The following is a 16,672-nucleotide window of genomic DNA, read 5'->3' on the forward strand; positions in this document are numbered from 1 at the left end:
TCTCGCCCCGTTCTGGTTGTCAGTGGTGAGCCGTCCCCCGTTCGGACACTGCACGCTCGGCGAGCCCTCCCGGGCCGAGCGTCCCGGTGCTCCCCAGGGGCTCCGCCGCCTCGATGCGGGCCGGCGCCCGGAGTGACACACGCAGGACCACCGGCACCAGGACCACGCGCACCGGTTGGGTCAGACGCAGCCAGTCCGGCGCGTACACGGCCGTACGACGGCACTCCGAACCGCGGACCAGGCGGGCGGCGACCGTGTCGACGGGATACACCCGCCGGGCCGGCGGGGGCATGTGGGCGCGCAGTTCGCGCAGAGCGGCGTACCGGTCGGCGTCGCGGGTCATGTCCGTGTCGGTCCAGTTGAGGTAGGCGATGCCCAAGCGGACGCCCCGGTGCGCCATCCCCGCCCGCAGGTTCCCCCTCAACGCCCTGGAATGTGGGGACCTCATGCGCACGAGGGCACGCCACTGCGGGGTCCGGCTGGAGCTCTCGGTGGATCCCGGTCCTCGGTGCCCGGAGTACGTCTGTTTTCAGCCATGTCTTTGCAACGTCCCTGTACGGAAAGGTACTTCCGTATGAGGGCATGTACCTGACATCTTGCATCCACCATTCGTTTCGTACGGCCCGGCCGGTGCCCTCAGCACGGCCGGGCCGTTTCCGGAGGACGCATTGATACCCCACATATCCAGCCGCCCCAGACGCACGCTGGTGCTGGCGGCCACGGTCGGTGCCGCCCTCGCATTCGGCGCTCCGGGCGCCCTCGCGGGCACGCTCCCCGTCGGCCCCTCCACCGCGCCGGCCGCCAAGGCCCACGCTCCTGCCGCCATGCCGGGATCCCAGAGCGCGGCCTGGGTGGCCGGGACGCGTGCCTACCTCGTGATCACCGCCCCCGGTGACAATTCGGCGGTCCGCTCGGCGATCACGGCCAACGGCGGCACCGTCTTCTCGGACTTCGACGCCATCGGCGTGATCGTCGCCCACTCGGCGTCCAGTGGATTCGCCGCCACCATGCGCGGCGTCGCCGGCGTGCAGCAGGTCGGCGCCACGCGTACCTCGGACGTCCCGGCCGACGCCTACAACCCGGCACTCCCGGCCAATCCGGCCCAGTCCTCGACGCCGGCCGGAGAACCGGTCCGGGCCGACATGAGCCAGATCAAGGCGGACCAGGCGTGGGCCGTGAACCCGGGCTCGGCCTCCGTCACGGTCGGCGTCCTGGACACCGGTGTGGACGACCAGCACCAGGACCTGGCGCCCAACTTCGACGCGGCCGACTCGGTCTCGTGCGCCTACGGCAAGCCCGACACCCGTGCCGGCGCGTGGCGGGACGTCGACACGCACGGCACGCACGTGGCGGGCACCATCGCCGCGGCCAAGAACGGCAAGGGCGTCGTCGGCGTGGCCCCCGGGGTGAAGATCGCCGCGGTCCGGGTCGCCGAGCCGGGCAACGCCTTCTTCTTCGCCGAGAACACCATCTGCGGCTTCGTCTGGGCCGGTGACCACGGCTTCAAGGTCACCAACAACAGCTATTACACGGACCCGTGGCAGTTCAACTGCCCGGACAACATCGACCAGGCCGCCATCATCGAGGGCGTCAAGCGCGCCCAGGAGTACGCCGAGGGCAAGGGCTCCCTCCAGATCGCCGCCGCGGGCAACGAGAACTACGACCTCGCCCACAAGACGACCGACTCCGCGAGCCCGAACGACTCGACGCCGGTCACCCGCACCATCACCAACGCCTGCCTCGACATCCCGACCGAGCTGCCGGGCGTGGTCACGGTCGCGGCCAACGGCACGGGCGTCACCAAGGCCTCGTTCTCCAACTACGGTCAGGGCGTCATCGACGTCGCGGCGCCGGGCAGCAACGTCTACTCCACCGTCCCCGGCGGCGGCTACGGCAGCAAGAGCGGCACCTCGATGGCCACCCCGCACGTGGCCGGCGTGGCGGCGCTCATCGCCAGCGCCAACCCGGGCATCACCCCGGCGCAGATCCGCGCCAAGCTGGCCACCCAGGCCAATGACATCGCCTGCCCCTCGGACAGCCGCTGCACGGGCACGACGGCCAACAACGCGTTCTTCGGCGAAGGACAGGTCGACGCCCTCAAGGCCGTCGGGGCCACCCCGCCGCCCGGCAAGTACTTCGAGAACCTCGCAGACTTCGCCATCAACGACAACGCGACCGTGGAGAGCCCGATCGCCGTGACCGGTGTGGTCGGCAACGCCCCGGCCACCCTCAAGGTGGGTGTGGACATCAAGCACACCTACATCGGCGACCTGAAGGTCGACCTGGTGGCGCCGGACGGCACCGTCCACACGCTGCACAACCGCGCGGGCGGCAGCGCCGACAACATCGCCCAGACCTACACCGTGGACGCCTCCTCGGAGGTCGCGAACGGCACCTGGAAGCTGCGCGTCAACGACAACGCCGCCTCCGACACAGGCAAGATCGACGCCTGGAACCTGACCTTCTAGCGCAGGGCCGGGCAACGCCCGCGTACAGCTCCCGCCCCGCGGCCGGGGACAAGGCGGGCTGCGGTCTGTTCGGCCAGCGCTGCGAACTGCGGGCGGGCAGAGGGCATATGGGCCCCGGCGGCGGTGTACGCCGCAGTTGGGGCCCATTTGTCGGAGGCGTCCAGGAAGGCTCCGGACGGCCTGGAGCCGGTGTCCAGCGCACCGTGCGCCTGCCTGACGAGCTGCGGGGCTGTGTCCGCGCTGACGGTACGGGCGGTGCGGACACAGCCTCGAGGAGTGCCGGCCGGTTGAGCGGCAGGTCACCGTCCCCGCCAGGACCGCAGCACCACCGACCATGAGCGTCGCGCATTTCTCCTCGGCCAGGATGCTTGCTCAAAGTCGACACGGACTCCACCGCACGGCGCACCGGGCCGGCGGGATTCACGCAGGCGGGGTTCACGCGGGGCCGATCGCGGCGAAGAACCGTTCCAGGCGTGGTTCGCCGGAGTGGTCGAAGACCGTCTCGGGCGGGCCCTGGACCAGGATGCGGCCGTGGTTCATGAAGACCACCCAGTCCGCGACCTCGCGGGCGAAGCGCATCTCGTGGGTGACGACGACCATGGTCGTGCCGTCGGCGGCGAGGTCGCTCATCACCGACAGGACCTCGCCCACGAGCTCAGGGTCGAGGGCCGAGGTCGGTTCGTCGAAGAGCAGCACGCTGGGGTTCATCGCCAGGGCGCGGGCGATGGCCACGCGCTGCTGCTGGCCGCCGGACAGCTGGTGGGGGTATTTGTGCGCATGGGAGTCAAGGCCCACCTTGCCGAGGAGTTCCCGTGCCCGGCGTTCGGCGTCCGCCCGGCCGGACAGCCGCTGCTGGAGGGGCGCGAGGGTGATGTTCTGCAGCACGGTGCGGTGCGGGAAGAGGTTGAACCGCTGGAAGACCATGCCGACGTGACGACGCTGGGCGGCGAGTTCACGGTCCTTGCCGCCCATGAGCCGGCCGTCGATCTCCACACTGCCCTGGTCGGGCTGTTCGAGGTGGTTGAGGGTGCGGACGAGGGTGGTCTTGCCCGAGCCCGAGGGGCCGATGACGGCCACCACCTCGCCGCGGTGCACGTCGAGGTCCACCCCGTCCAGGACGGTGACGGGGCCGAACGATTTCCGCAGTCCCCGGGCCCGTACCACCACCTCGCCTTCGTGCGGGGTGCGGGGCCGCGTCCGCACCGGGGCGGCGGGGACGGCCTCGCCCTGCGGGGCGGCGGGGACGGCCACACTCTTCGGGGCGGTGTCGGCCCCGGCCTTCGTACGGCGCCTGCGGACGTCGAGGCGGTGTTCGAGCAGGGCCCGCAGCCGGTCGAAGGCGGTGACCAGCATGACGTAGTAGACGGCGACGGCCAGCAGTGTCTCCAGGACGAGGAAGTTCTGGGTGTACAGGCGCTGGCCGACGAGCAGCAGTTCGGCCAGGGAGATGGAGCTGACGAGTGAGGTCAGTTTGAGGATGCTGATGAACTCGTTGCCCAGGGCGGGAAGCGCGACCCGGAACGCCTGCGGCACCACCACGTGCCGCTGCACGCCCGCGTACGGGATGCCCAGTGCCTGCGCGGCCTCGCCCTGTTCCTTGCCCACGGCCAGCAGACCGCCGCGGTGGATCTCGGCGATGTACGCGGTCTCGCTGAGCACGAGTGCGACCAGGCCCGCGGTGAAGGGGCTCGACAGCAGGGGCCGGAGGTCGGGGAAGAGCTGCGGCGAGTTGTAGACGAAGATCAGCAGTACCAGCAGGGGCAGGCTGCGGAAGAACCAGACGTACGCCGAGGCGAGCAGCCGTAGCGGGCGCAGCCGCGACTGCTGGGCGAGGGCGACGAGCAGGCCCAGCGCGGTGGACAGGACCCAGGCGGCGACGGCCAGTTCGACGACGAGCAGGGCCGCCCGCCACAGGTCGGCGTCGGCGAGCAGGCCGAGAGCGTAGTGCCAGTCGAAGCTGCCCATGTTCAGCTCTCCTGGGCCTGACCGAGGTTGTACTTCTTCAGCAGCTCGGCGTAGGTGCCGTTCTTCTTCAGCTCGGCGAGTGCGTCGGTGAGGGTCTTCTTCAGGGCGGTGTCGCCCCGCTTGACCGCGAGCCCGGACTGGACGGGGTAGATCAGCTCCCGGCTGGAGATGGTGAGCTTCCCGCCGGTCTTGTCGGCGGCGGCCTTGGCGACCGCGCCGTCGGTGACCTGCGCGTCCACCTGGCCGGACAGCAGCGCCTGGGTGCCTTCGGGATCGGTGGCGAACTCCCGTACGTCGATGGCGTTGGCGCCCTTGGCCCCGCACTCCTTGCTCGCCTCGTCGCGCAGTTTCCCGACGATCTGGCCGCCCTTGATCACCGCGACGGTCTTTCCGCACAGTCCGGTGACCCCGGTGGGCCCAGGGCCGCCCGAGGCCTTCACCATGATCGAGTTGCCGGTGGTGAAGTACGGGATGAAGTCGACCTGCTTCTTGCGCGCGTCGGTGATGTAGAGGTCGGACGCGATCACGTCGAAGTGGCCGGTGCCGAGCCCGGCGATGAGCTGCTCGAAGCGCGTGTCGACGAAGGTGGCCTTCAGCCCGGAGGCCTTGGCCAAGGCCCGGGAGATGTCCGGGTCGAAGCCCGCCGGGGTCTTGCCGTCCAGATAGGCGTAGGGCGGATACGTCAGGTCCGAGCCGACGGTCAGAGTGCCGGCGGTCATGGTGCCCGAACCGTCCGCCGCCTCGCCCTCCGGGGAACCGCCGGAGCAGCCGGACAGGGCGAGGAGTACGCCGATGGCCCCGAGGGCCGTGGTGGAGCGGATGAGGGCGGGGACGGTCACGCGCATGAGGGGGCCTCTCCAGCGGAACTGAGACTGTTGAACAATCTGGTTGCCGATGATGGTGGCGCCTCATTGTTTCAACCAGGTAAAAGGTCGAAACTCCCCTCAGTGCTGCATGCGGACAGGCCTCGGCAGGTCATCAGTCGGGCCTTTTTTGTTCAACAAAGGGTGCGCTAGGGTGGGGCCATGTCGACTCAGAACAGTGCGGCGGCCGCGGGACGGCCCGTCCTGGTGACCGATGTGCTGCGCGAACGCATCGTCGAGGGAGACCTCCCGCCGGGCACCCCGCTGCGGGACGTGGCGCTCTCCGCCGAGCTCGGGGTGTCCCGCAACACCCTGCGCGAAGCCCTGCGCACCCTGCACGACGAGGGTCTGGTGACGCAGCAACTGCACAAGGGCACAGCAGTGAAGACCCTGTCCGCCGAGGACGTGACGGACATCTACATCGCCCGCCGGACGCTCGAACTCAGCGCCATCGACGCAAGCCCCCTCGCCCCGGAACCGCTGCTCGACGCGATGGAGGCCAAGGTCGCCGCCGCCGAACTGGCCGTGTCCGCCGAGGCGTGGGACAAGGTCGGCACCGCGTCCCTGCGCTTCCACCAGTCGCTGGTGGCGCTGTTGTGCAGCGCCCGCCTGGACGGATTCTTCCGGGTGACGATCGCCCAACTGCGTCTGGCCTTCGCCGTCATGGCGGACCAGGGCGCCTTCCAGGCTCCGTGGGTCGCCCGCGACCGCGAGATCTGTGACCTGGTCCGCGGCGGCCGACGCGCGGACGCCGCAGCCGCGCTGCGGCTCTACCTCGACGACTCCGAACGCACGGTGCTCGACGCCGTACGCGCCAACTCCCGTACGACAACAGCAGCGAAAGGCAAGCGATGACCTCCCGCACAGCATCCGCGGCGCCCAGGGCGGCGGCCGCCTACCAGAGCACGAAGGGCGGCGCCCTCGAGGTCGATCGTGCCTTCTACGACCGCTTCGCCGGGGTGGACCACGAGTTGGTGGACTCCTTCGAGATCCCGATACGCTCGGGCCGCGCCTGGACCGTCCCCCAGGGGCACCTGTGCCGGATCGTCACCGTCGACGGCCCCCAGGTCGGCGACCTCAACGTGTGGAACCTCAACGACCCGCGCGAGCGCATGTGGGCCGCCCGCACCCGCCAGCTGCAGCGCGCGCACATCTCCACCTACGACCGGATCTGGTCGAACCTGCCGTTCCTGCGCCCCCTGCTGACCGTCACCGCCGACTCGCTCGCGGGCTACGGCGTGGACGCCGACGGCGGACGCGTCCACGACCTGCTGGGCACCCGCTGCGACCCGTACGTCAACCGCATGCTCACCGGCGAGGACTTCGACTTCCACTGCCACTCGAACCTGGTCCGGGCCGTACTGCCGTACGGGCTGACCGAGTTCGACGTGCACGACGTGCTCAACGTCTTCCAGTGCACCGGCCTCAACGACGCCGACCAGTACTTCATGAAGGACTGCCCGGCGCGCCCCGGCGACCACTTCGAGTTCTTCGCCGAGACCGACCTGCTCTGCGCCCTGTCCACCTGCCCCGGCGGTGACCTGTCCGTGCCGCTGTGGGGTCCTGACGCCCGCGACCCCCTGGACGTCTGCCGCCCCCTCGGCGTCGAGGTCTACCGCCCTGACTCCGCCCTTCTGGACGGCTGGACCCCACCCGCCAGGGCCGCCTACCGCAACCTCCACGGCCTGCGCCGGCCCGACCACGCCGAGGCCACCGGCTGAGCGGTGACTGCGAACCCGGGCCGGCCGGGCGCCCCAGGCGGCCCGGTGCGCTCGTGGGGCCCCAGAGCGCCCGCCGACATGCAATGCTGACCGGGAGGTGCCGGCGGCACGGTGGGAACAGCCTTCACGCAGAACGTGCGCCCTGGGGCATCCGCGCCCGGGGCGCACGTTCTGTGTCAGGCCCGGCAGCCGTTATGCCCAGCAGCCGTTCACGGTCGCGGCGAGGCCGTCCATCGCGTCCTTGATGGCGCTGTTGCCGGCCGTCGAGTCGTTCTCCACGAAGGAGAAGACCTTCCACCGGCCGTCCTTGCCCACCGTCAGGCCGCTCAGGGCGATGGCGCCGGTGAGGGTGCCGGTCTTCGCGTGCACCTTGCCGACGGCACACTTCGAGTTCTCGTCGTCGAAGCGGCCCCACTCCGGGCCGAGCGTGCTGCCGGCCTCGCCCGCGACCGGGAGGCCGTCGCGGATCGAGCTCAGCAGGTGCTCGTAGCGCTTCTCCGTCAGCAGGTCGAGGATCTCCGCCAGGGTCCGGGCCGGGATGCGGTTGGCACGGGAGAGGCCGCTGCCGTCGTAGATCTGGAAGTTCTCCAGCGACACTCCGTAGCGCCGGCTCAGTACGTCGCGCACGACCGCCGTACCGCCCTCGAACGTGGCGGGCTGCCCGGCGCCCAGCGCGGTCATCCGCAGCAGGGTCTCGGCGATGTTGTTGTCGCTGACCTTGATCATGCGGTGGACGATGTCCGACAGGGGAGCGGACCTGTGGCGGGCGACCGGTACGTCGGTGATCTCAGCCGTCCGGCGCGTGACCTCGCCGTCCAAGGTGACGCCGGCGTCGGCGAGTTGCTTGGCGAAGACCTGTCCGGCGTCGATGGAGGTGTCGTTGACGGCGTGTCCGTCGACGACGAGGGCGCGGACCGGAGCGACGTCGCCGGGGAAGTAGTCGGGCTTCCAGCCGTGGGCCTGGGTCGAGTCGGAGAAGAGGCTGTCGTCCACGGCGACCTTCACGGTGGTGAGGCCCGCGGCCTTCAGCCCGGCCACCGCGTCCTTGGCCATGGCGGCAAGGTCCGCGGTGGTCAGCGTCCGGTCGCCGCCGCCGACGAGGGTGAGGGTGCCGTCGCCGTAGACGACCTTCGTCTTGAACCGGTGATTCGGGCCGAGCACGGTCAGGGCGGCGGTCGCGGTGGCGAGCTTGGTGTTGGACGCCGGCATCAATGCGGTGGCGCCGTTGTGGTCCCAGACGGTGCTGTCCGACTCGGCGTCCAGCACCACGCCGCTGACGTTGCCGCCCAACCGCGCGTCGTTGATGCGGGTGTCGAGGTTCGCGGCGATCGCCTGGTCGGCAGGGTCGAGGTCTTCGTCCGTGGCCGGGGCCGCGTCGGGGGCCGTCGCGGTGGTCTTTCCGTTGGCGGCGAAGGCCGAGGGGCCGGCGAGTGCCGCCGACGCGACGGGCACGGCCATGGCGAGGACCAGAGCTCGGCGGGCGCCCGCGCCGAGCTGCTTCGACTTGCGGTGCCGGTGGCGTCCACCGGGGGTGAAGGCGGATGGGGGCACGGCTTCGGTTCTGTCGTTCATGGGGGGCTTTCCGTGATGGGACGCGCCGACGGAAGGTCAAGCCGGCGCGGTGGGACTGGATATGAGCCTGTGACGCTAAATGATCAGTGCCGCACAAGTGGTTGCATGAACCCCACGACCGGCGAAAGATGACTCACAAGTAAGAGACAGGAATCACAAGTTAGCGCACGCCAGCCGGCCCGGATCCCAAAGGGCGTTGCCGACTGTTCCCCTTCCTCGGCCGCTCAAGAGGACCAGAGGTGTCCCACCGATACGTCGTCCTACGGCGCGCCTACCATCAGCCGCCCTCCGACCGTCAGCCGCCCGCCGCGTCACCTGAGCGGCTGCCCTGGCCGGTCTCCCGGGACTCCCTGTCAGTGCGTGTTTTTCTGGATGCGTTCCGGCGTGAGCATGAGGGCGTCACCATCTGGTGCGGCACCATGCTCGAGGGCGGTTGTGGCCGTCGGCTCTTGACCCGGCGGTGCACCGATAAGGTCTGCCACTTCGCCCACTACGGAAGTGGCTCCGGCCATCAGTGCGGCCGCAAGGAGCGCGGCAAGGACAGCGCCGACCATCTCTTCGCCAAGGCCCATCTGGCGTCCTGGCTGCGGGCACAGGACCAGAACCTGCCCGGCCGGATCGCTCTGAAGGACCTGAACGGAACAGGGAGAAAAGCCCGGTGCCTCTCCAGCGCAGACTGCCCGGGCCCTGCTGGCACTCGCCACCACCACCGCGGGTCTGATGCAGGTTCGGGTGACAGGTTCGGTCACACGGCCTGGAGGGCTGGCGTGGTCATGACGGTCTCGCATTCGATGGGGGTCAGCCGGTCGAGTGAGGCTTGTCTGCGGTGCCGGTGGTAGGTCCGCTCGATCCAGGTCACGATCGCGATCCGGAGTTCTTCACGGGTGGCCCGGACGCGGCGGTCGAGGACGTTCTTCTGCAGCGGGCTGACGAAGGACTCCGTGGCCGTGTTGTCGCCGGCAGCTCCGGCCCTCCCTGTCGATCCGGCCATCCGGTGGCGGTCGAGCGCCCGGACGAACGTCCGGGAGCGGAACTGCGATCCGCGTTCGCTGTGCAGAGTGCACCCGTCGACGTCTCCACGCCGGGCCATGGCGCAGGGCAGCCACGGCCAGGTTGGACTTCATCCGCTCGTCGATGGAGCAGCCGACGATCCTGTTGCTGAAGACGTCCTTGATCGCGCAGAGACAGAGCTTGTCTTCGCCGGTGGCGTGCTCGGTGATGTCGGCGAGCCACAGCCGGTTCGCGCAGGTCGCGGTGACGTCACAGCGGACCGGATCGTCGTGCACCGGCGGACCGGATCGTCGTGCACCGGCGGGCCGGATCGTCGTGCACCGGCGGGCCGGCCCTCCTGCCCTTGCCGCGCTTCTTGCCGAACACGCTCCACCAGCGGTTGTCCCGGCAGATCCGCCACGCGGTCCGGTCCGCCATCACGGCCCCGGCGTCGCGCGCTTCGTCGGCCAGGAAGCGGTACCCGAACTCCGGATCGTCACGGTGCGCGTCGTACAGCGCGTTCGCGCGATACGCCTCTTCCAGCATGGCGTCGGTCACCGGCTGGTCCAGCCAGCGGTAGTAGGGCTGTCTGGCGAGCTTCAGCCCCGGCACGCAACCGTGACGGGCACCCCGTCCCCGGCCAGCTCCTTCACGAGCGGGTAGATCCTTTTCCCGGCAGATGCGCCTGCGACAGACAGGCCGCGGCCCGCCGCAGGACCTCGTTCTCCTGCTCCAGCAGCTTGATCCGCCGACGCGCCTGCCGAAGCTCTGCGCTCTCCTGGCTGGTCGTGCCGGGCTTGACCCCGTCGTCGATATCCGCGCGACGCATCTACTTCCACAACGTCATCGGGTGGACTCCGAAGTCGGTGGCCACCTGCTCGACCGTCACACCCGGCCCACGGTTCCTCGCGACCCGCACGACGTCCTGGCGGAACTCTTCCGGACAAGGCTTGGGCACAGCGACATCCTTCACACCCGCCCCACAGGGCAAGCCAGTTCAGATGTCACCCGATCGTGCGGCAGACCCGTGTGTCGCTCTGCGTGACAGGATCTTTGAGGCGCTTCGGGACGGCTTCGTCGCTGTCGGAGCCATGGTGATTTTGGTGGTTGAGGGCTTGCGAGGCAGGGTCCAGCCTGCGGGTGCTCTTCGGCGACCTACGCAGACACTCTGCCGAGGATCTTGAACGCGTAGATGAGGCCATGCGCCGTTACCGGGAATTCAGCAGCCGGGACCCACAGGACCAGCGGGCACCTGATGCGGGCCTGCACACGCCATGACCAGCGGTGCCCCACACCCCGGATGAGTCGAACCCCAGGGGTCGATGACAAAGGCAGGCTTTCGCTGTGAGGCCGGCCCGCCGGGGTCAGGAACGGATGAACGCGAGGATGTCCGGGTTGAGGACCTCTGGGTGCGTGGACAGCATCCCGTGCGGATAGCCCTCGTAGGACTTGAGGGTCCCGTTCTTCAAAAGCTTGACTGTCAGGGGTGCCGAGTCGTTGTACGGGACGACCTGGTCGTCGGTTCCGTGCGCGACGAGGACGGGCACCTCGATCTGCTGCAGGTCCTCGGTGAAGTCGGTCTCGGAGAACGCCGCAACGCACTCGTAGTGCGCGTTCGCCGCGCCCATCATGCCCTGGCGCCACCAGTTGTCGATCAAACCCTGCGACACCTGTGCTCCGGGACGGTTGAAGCCGTAGAACGGCCCCGAGGGAATATCAATGAACGTCTGAGCCCGGTTGCCGGCAACGCCCGCACGGAAGCCGTCGAAGACCTCCATCGGCAGGCCGCCCGGGTTGGCCTCCGTCTTCAGCATCAGCGGGGGCACCGCGCCCACCAGGATCGCCTTCGAGACCCGGCCGGGCTTGGCGCGGGCGACGTAGCGGGCCACCTCGCCACCGCCGGTGGAGTGGCCGATGTGCACGGCGCCCCGCAGGTCGAGTGCGTCGGTCAGAGCGGTCACGTCCGCGGCGTAGGTGTCCATGTCGTGGCCGGTCGCGCTCTGGGTGGAGCGTCCGTGGCCACGGCGGTCGTGTGCGATGACTCGGTAGCCCTGCGCCAGGAAGAACAACATCTGATTGTCCCAGTCGTCGGCGCTCAGCGGCCACCCGTGGTGGAAGACGATCGGCTCCCCATCCCGAGGACCCCAGTCCTTGTAGAAGATCGTGGTGCGGTCGTCGGTCGTGACTGTACCCATCGCAGATCCTCCGCTCGTCCAGGCGCACCCTAGCCACGGACCAATGAGTGTGGGGCACCTGCGACTTCACGCCCAGCGGGCGCGGTCCGGATGTATGGCCCACATTACGCCCTGTCCCTGCAGGCCACATCCGCAGCTTGTCGACGTTCGCCAAGTCTCGGAATCGTCTCAAGGACGGCCCCGGGGGACACGCATCTCAAGGTGGGCAGGTGTGGCCAACTGTGACGCTCCGAATGGCCAAGTAGCGCGCTCAGTCACAGGCGCTCGCGTTGCCCCTTGTCCAGTTCCGCCACCTGCGACATTCCGCCCATTCAGGCAGGGGAGAAATCTCCGTCCCGCCACGCTGCACGACGCCCCGGGAAAAGCCGCTGCCGCCCGGGGCGTGCCGCCGGGGGCGCGGCGGGCAGCCCCGTCGTCGAGCGGCGGCGGTCCATCTGGCACGATGTGGTCGCCGTCCAGGCCGACCGTCCCCGCACGGATGAGGCCGCGACACCGGGCCCACTCCACACTTCTCCCCGCCCAGGCTCGTCCATGGGGTGCCTTCTTTCGCCTGGGCAATGAGCAAGCCGCCTGGCCTTGGTCCATCCTGGGCGGGATTGGTCACCCGCTTGGTATCCCCGATTCGGCGAATGCAGCGACGGTGACGCCTGCGACCGCGCCGTACGCGATCGCGTGGGCGTCAGGCCAGTGCGCCCTCGGCCGAGTGGACAGCGCGCAGGGCGCGCTCGATCGTCTCCTGGTTCTCGCCGACCGGGGACACGTAGTCGAGGACGTTGCGCGCTGAGTCCTCCCCGAGCATGCGAGTGATCACCCAGGTGGCCAGGTACTGGGACGCCAGGCAACCGCCCGCCGTGGCGATGTTCCCCTCGGCGTGAAACGGCTCGTCGAGCACAGGGATGCCGAGAGCCTCGACAAAGGGCCGGGTCTTCATGTCCGTGCACGCCGGCATGCCATCCAGGAACCCCAGACGGGCGAGCACCAGAGCGCCGGAGCACTGGGCGCCGATGAGCTGGCGCGACGAATCGAGCCGCAGCTGGGAGATCAGCTGGTCGTCGGCCACCACTTCTCGCGCCTTCACGCCACTGCCGATCAGCACAACGTCAGCCTCGGTGACGAACTCCACCGGGCGCTGCCCCGTCACCTTGACGCCGTTCATCGACGTGACCACCGATGTCGGCGTAGTGATGAAAGCTTCCAAGCCGTCCCCGCGACATCGGTTGATCAGCGCGGAAGCGATGAAGCTGTCGAGTTCGTTGAACCCGTCGAAGGTGACTACCGCTACCTGCATCGCAACTCCCTCACGTACGGCATCCGCGCCATCTGCAGTCTCCTCCGGGCCACCTGTACCGGACGAGGGCCAATCTGCTGCCTGTGGCCTGCCCACCATCGCTCGAGCACCACCCGCGTCAGGTCCCGACGCACGTCATTCCCGGACCGAGCACGCGACCGAGTCGCCCCCGGCCCCCCCCGCAGCCCCACGGCCCGGCACCGTCCGGCCGCACGCATGCGTCCGTCGGCGGACGGCGGCGGCCGCGTCCACGCCAAGTGCCTCGCCCTCCTCTGCCGCGACGTTCGACTGCGAAGAGGAGCCGGTCCTGGCCTCCTGCAGCGCTATGCGGTCACGACGGCAGCTCGGTCCCTGCCTGCTCGCGCACCCAGTACTGGGCATACCAGTCCGGCCAGTTCTCGTCCTCCGCGACGATGCGGCTCTCATGCTCCCCGTGCGCGGTCACGGCACGGCGCAGCGCGCTCGCAGGTCCTCGGCCGAGGCGAACGTCGTGGTCGCGGGATCGAGGCGTCCCGGAAGCCGGCTGGTGACCTCTTGCAGAAGCCAACCGTTGCCGTCCGGGTCACTGAAGGACACAAACGAGCTGTAGCTGGTGCGCTGGATCCGGCCCTGGCACCCGGGCCTCCGTCCCGTCTCATGCCAGCAGGGGGAGCCGGACGTATACGCGGTGGCCCTGGCGGCTGTGGACGATCCGGAAGCTGCCGCCCAACTCCTCGGCCCGACGGCGCATGGAGGCCAGCCCCACCCCTCCGTCGCGGGAACGGGCTGGATACGGGCCCCGACCGTCGTCGAGCACCTCCAGGACCAGGTCCGCACCGAACGTCAGACGGACCCGGCAGTGCGAGGCACCGGCGTGCCTGACCACGTTGGTGAGCGCTTCGTCGGCGATCCGGTAGACCGCGGTCTCGACCTGCTCCGGAAGCACGGGGGCTTCGTCGGGTGCCTCCACCGTGACGCGTGGGCGACCGCCCGTCGTCCGGGTCAGGATGTCCCCCCGCTCACGCAGAGCCGCGACTAGGCTGCGCAGGTCGAGCGCCACTGGGCGAAGCGCGTCGATGACGCGTCGGATGTCGTCGATCGCGGCGGCGACTTCCGTCCGGAGTCGGCGGACGAGAGCGTCCAGGTCCGCGGAATGTCCCGCGACGGACGTCTCCACCGCCTCAAGACCCAGCGCGACACCGGCGAGCGAGGGCCCCAGGCCGTCGTGCAGATCGTGGCGGATACGGGCGCGTTCCGCCGAGGACGCGTCCGCGGCACGCCGACGGGCGGCCCGGAGCTCGCGGTTGAGGTGCTGGGTGTGCACGATGAGCGCCACCGGTGCCGTCAGGGCATCGACGATCCGGGCATCGGTGGCGGCCAGACCGTCGCGCTCCGCCGGACGGATCGCAAGGTCGGCGACGTGCGCCCCGGCCACGGTGAGCGGTCGCACCAGCACCGGCTCAGACCGTGTCCCGGTCTCCGCGAGGAGGGTCCCGTCGGCCGCGGTGAGTGCGACGTAGGGCGCACGCACCGCGGAGGCCACCGCCTTCACGACAACGGGCAGGACGTCGGCCGCACCGGCGGACACCTGGCTGCCTAGATGCCGCAAGGGGAGGAGCGGGTCATGGCGGGCACCGTAGACGACCCGGTCGACCGCCCGCTGCAGACGGTCCCTTACCGGAGTGAGCAGCACGGCCACCACGGCGGCCGCCACCACCGCGGGTACCGGCCCTGCCGACACGGCCGTGGAGAGGGCGGCGGTCACCCCGCCGTACACGCACAGGACCGCCGCGGTGAGCCCGCCGTACAGCAGTGTGCGCCGCAGAATGAGCTCGATGCCGAGTAACCGGTACCACAGCACGCCCACCGTGACGGCGAACGAGACCGACGCCAGGGCTGGCGGCAGCATCCACTCCCCTGCGGGCACGAACGACACGCCGAGCAGCAGCCCCAACCCCGACAGAAGCCACAGTAGTTGCTGACGCTCCGGCGCGGCGGCTCGCCGCACGCGCACGCAAGCACCTCCCAGGATCAGCACAGTCGCAATAGCCGCGAGCCCTGCTCCACCGAGCGTCAGCACGTGCGTCCACACGGCCGGAAGCTGGACGACGGGGCCTTCGCCCCGGTAGTACTCCGCAGCGGGCCGAGCCGCTGTGGCCATGCCGAGCGTCGCCAGGAGGGCACCGATGACAAGGGGCCATGCCAGCCAGGCCCATGCGGCGGAGGCCGGCCGACCCTGCGGATAGAAAATCACCAACATGATCAGCAGGCAGAGTGCCGGCACCCACAGCGCGTTGCCCAGCGAGTAAGCCAGGCTTCCCCAGGGCAGCCGCTCCTCAGGCCTGGCCTGGGCCCGCACCGCGTAGACCGAGGCGACATCCTGGGCCGTGCCGAACACCGGGACGGCCAGCAGCAACCAACCGATCGAATTGCGCGGGCGTGCGCCGATGAGTACCACGCTCGCTGGAAGCGCCAGCGTCACACCGACAAGCTGCGCATACGGAACCGGCTGGTCCCCCGCCTCCGCCGGAAACCGCAGTCCACGCCCCAGAAACACCGTCAGGCCGGCGGCCACCACTGCAACCGCCGCCAGAACAAAGCCGGTTCGGCGCAGGGCAGCATCCGACACTCGCGACAACGACGACACGAACCCAGTGTCGCGCGCACCGCACTGACCGTCAGCCGACCACGACAGAACAAGCAACATGTCCTTGAACGGCGCCCGAAGCAGCACGAAGCCGTCCGTCCAGACAATGACCCCAACCGCAGATCAGTACGAGGACAAGTTCCCAGGTGGCCTCGATCGCCTGGGGCAAGGCCGCCGGCTCCCCCCCGACGACCTCTCGGCCGCGAGGTCGGCGAAGCCCGCCTGCGCCTGCGCTGTACTCCGCCGCTGCCCAGCTGGTCACCGCCGGCCGCCGCCGCATCCTCCGCCTCGCGGCCCACCGGCCCGGGACCAACAGGATCATCCCCGCGCTCGACCGGCTTGATGCCCTCCCCAACCCTGGCTGATCAGCAGCATCCCGTCCCTATGAACAGCACACCCCGGAGCCGTGGAATCCGGCGCTCACGCGGCACGACAGCCGGGCCGTCAGCCTGCCCGCAAGCAGGAATTGCCGCTCACAACGAGCAGAAAGGGTCCGGCAGCAAGCTGACGGACCCTCGCGACGGGCTGCACCTGGCGGCAGTTGCCGCCGGTCCTCGGCCCGTCGGGGCCGACCGCGCACCGGCGCTTCACCGAGTGGAGTGCCGCCCGGGTCTGGGCGAAGCTGCACCCCCTCGTCCTCGACGAACTGGGTTCGCGCGGCGATCTGGACTGGTCGCGCTGCGCGATCGACTCGGTGAACATGCGGGCCCTGAAAGGGGGGACCGGACAGGTCCGAATCCTGTGGACCGGGGCAAGAAGGGCTCGAAGGTCCACTTGATCACCGAGCGGACCGGTTTACCCCTCTCGATCGGCATCTCCGGCGCGAACCTGCACGACAGCCAGGCACTCGAGCCGCTCGTGCGCGGTATCCCGCCGATCCGCTCACGCCGCGGCCCGCGCAGACGCCGGCCCGCCAAGCTGCACGCGGACAAGGGCTACGACTACGACCACCTGCGCCGCTGGCTCCGCAAACGAGGTATCCGG

The 16,672-nt window shown here is 69.8% G+C and carries 10 protein-coding genes and 3 pseudogenes; 4 read left to right on the plus strand and 9 right to left on the minus strand.

Features of this window, described 5'->3' with window-relative positions; all coding sequences use genetic code 11:
• Positions 1 to 19: 19 nt before the first annotated feature.
• A pseudogene (locus M8J73_RS08125) lies at positions 20 to 427 on the minus strand (SDR family oxidoreductase); the annotation flags it as partial.
• A 280-nt stretch (positions 428 to 707) separates the two neighbouring features.
• Here M8J73_RS08125 and M8J73_RS08130 point away from each other — a divergent pair.
• Entirely contained in the window at positions 708 to 2,468 is a 1,761-nt protein-coding gene (locus M8J73_RS08130; RefSeq protein ID WP_055537324.1) for a S8 family peptidase, read from the plus strand.
• A gap of 435 nt (positions 2,469 to 2,903) precedes the next feature.
• Here the strand turns inward: M8J73_RS08130 and M8J73_RS45735 are convergent, their stop codons facing one another.
• On the minus strand, positions 2,904 to 4,433 hold the full coding sequence (locus M8J73_RS45735) for an amino acid ABC transporter permease/ATP-binding protein (RefSeq protein ID WP_435026445.1): 1,530 nt from the start codon (positions 4,431 to 4,433) through the stop codon (positions 2,904 to 2,906).
• A 2-nt stretch (positions 4,434 to 4,435) separates the two neighbouring features.
• Positions 4,436 to 5,278: an ABC transporter substrate-binding protein gene (locus M8J73_RS08145; protein ID WP_055542331.1), complete on the minus strand. Its 843-nt coding sequence runs from the start codon at positions 5,276 to 5,278 to the stop codon at positions 4,436 to 4,438.
• 180 nt (positions 5,279 to 5,458) lie between these two features.
• Between M8J73_RS08145 and M8J73_RS08150 the strand changes: the two genes are divergently transcribed.
• Together M8J73_RS08150 and M8J73_RS08155 are read left to right on the plus strand one after the other, a co-directional pair.
• Positions 5,459 to 6,151: a GntR family transcriptional regulator gene (locus M8J73_RS08150; protein ID WP_055542330.1), complete on the plus strand. Its 693-nt coding sequence runs from the start codon at positions 5,459 to 5,461 to the stop codon at positions 6,149 to 6,151.
• Positions 6,148 to 7,017, plus strand: a complete 870-nt coding sequence (locus tag M8J73_RS08155) for a DUF1989 domain-containing protein (RefSeq protein ID WP_055542329.1) — start codon at positions 6,148 to 6,150, stop codon at positions 7,015 to 7,017. The genes M8J73_RS08150 and M8J73_RS08155 overlap by 4 nt, the downstream gene beginning before the upstream one ends.
• 192 nt (positions 7,018 to 7,209) lie before the next feature.
• Here M8J73_RS08155 and dacB read toward each other — a convergent pair whose 3' ends face one another.
• From dacB to M8J73_RS08185, 6 genes and pseudogenes are all read right to left on the minus strand, one after another.
• Positions 7,210 to 8,589: a D-alanyl-D-alanine carboxypeptidase/D-alanyl-D-alanine endopeptidase gene (gene dacB / locus M8J73_RS08160; protein WP_055542328.1), complete on the minus strand. Its 1,380-nt coding sequence runs from the start codon at positions 8,587 to 8,589 to the stop codon at positions 7,210 to 7,212.
• A gap of 353 nt (positions 8,590 to 8,942) precedes the next feature.
• Positions 8,943 to 9,161 (minus strand): hypothetical protein, encoded by a 219-nt coding sequence (locus M8J73_RS08165; RefSeq protein ID WP_169797940.1) that lies wholly within the window; start codon positions 9,159 to 9,161, stop codon positions 8,943 to 8,945.
• Positions 9,162 to 9,334: 173 nt separating this feature from the next.
• Positions 9,335 to 10,537: pseudogene (locus M8J73_RS08170) on the minus strand (IS3 family transposase).
• Positions 10,538 to 10,943: 406 nt separating this feature from the next.
• Positions 10,944 to 11,774, minus strand: coding sequence for an alpha/beta fold hydrolase (locus M8J73_RS08175; RefSeq protein ID WP_055542326.1), 831 nt, complete (start codon positions 11,772 to 11,774; stop codon positions 10,944 to 10,946).
• 679 nt (positions 11,775 to 12,453) lie between these two features.
• Positions 12,454 to 13,062: a DJ-1/PfpI family protein gene (locus M8J73_RS08180; protein ID WP_249828395.1), complete on the minus strand. Its 609-nt coding sequence runs from the start codon at positions 13,060 to 13,062 to the stop codon at positions 12,454 to 12,456.
• Positions 13,063 to 13,696: 634 nt separating this feature from the next.
• Positions 13,697 to 15,775 (minus strand): sensor histidine kinase, encoded by a 2,079-nt coding sequence (locus M8J73_RS08185; RefSeq protein WP_055541151.1) that lies wholly within the window; start codon positions 15,773 to 15,775, stop codon positions 13,697 to 13,699.
• Between the two features lie 433 nt (positions 15,776 to 16,208).
• Between M8J73_RS08185 and M8J73_RS08190 the strand changes: the two are divergent.
• Positions 16,209 to 16,672 (plus strand): annotated as a pseudogene (locus M8J73_RS08190) (IS5 family transposase); the annotation flags it as partial.

The organism is Streptomyces neyagawaensis, from assembly GCF_023516595.1.
Taxonomy (GTDB): domain Bacteria; phylum Actinomycetota; class Actinomycetes; order Streptomycetales; family Streptomycetaceae; genus Streptomyces; species Streptomyces neyagawaensis.

Bases quoted from the DNA above. Each gene is read 5' to 3' on its own strand.
- M8J73_RS45735 (WP_435026445.1), bottom strand. From the start codon at position 4,433: ATGGGCAGCTTCGACTGGCACTACGCTCTCGGCCTGCTCGCCGACGCC.
- M8J73_RS08145 (WP_055542331.1), bottom strand. From the start codon at position 5,278: ATGCGCGTGACCGTCCCCGCCCTCATCCGCTCCACCACGGCCCTCGGG.
- M8J73_RS08150 (WP_055542330.1), top strand. From the start codon at position 5,459: ATGTCGACTCAGAACAGTGCGGCGGCCGCGGGACGGCCCGTCCTGGTG.
- M8J73_RS08155 (WP_055542329.1), top strand. From the start codon at position 6,148: ATGACCTCCCGCACAGCATCCGCGGCGCCCAGGGCGGCGGCCGCCTAC.
- dacB (WP_055542328.1), bottom strand. From the start codon at position 8,589: ATGAACGACAGAACCGAAGCCGTGCCCCCATCCGCCTTCACCCCCGGT.
- M8J73_RS08165 (WP_169797940.1), bottom strand. From the start codon at position 9,161: ATGGGCCTTGGCGAAGAGATGGTCGGCGCTGTCCTTGCCGCGCTCCTT.
- M8J73_RS08175 (WP_055542326.1), bottom strand. From the start codon at position 11,774: ATGGGTACAGTCACGACCGACGACCGCACCACGATCTTCTACAAGGAC.
- M8J73_RS08180 (WP_249828395.1), bottom strand. From the start codon at position 13,062: ATGCAGGTAGCGGTAGTCACCTTCGACGGGTTCAACGAACTCGACAGC.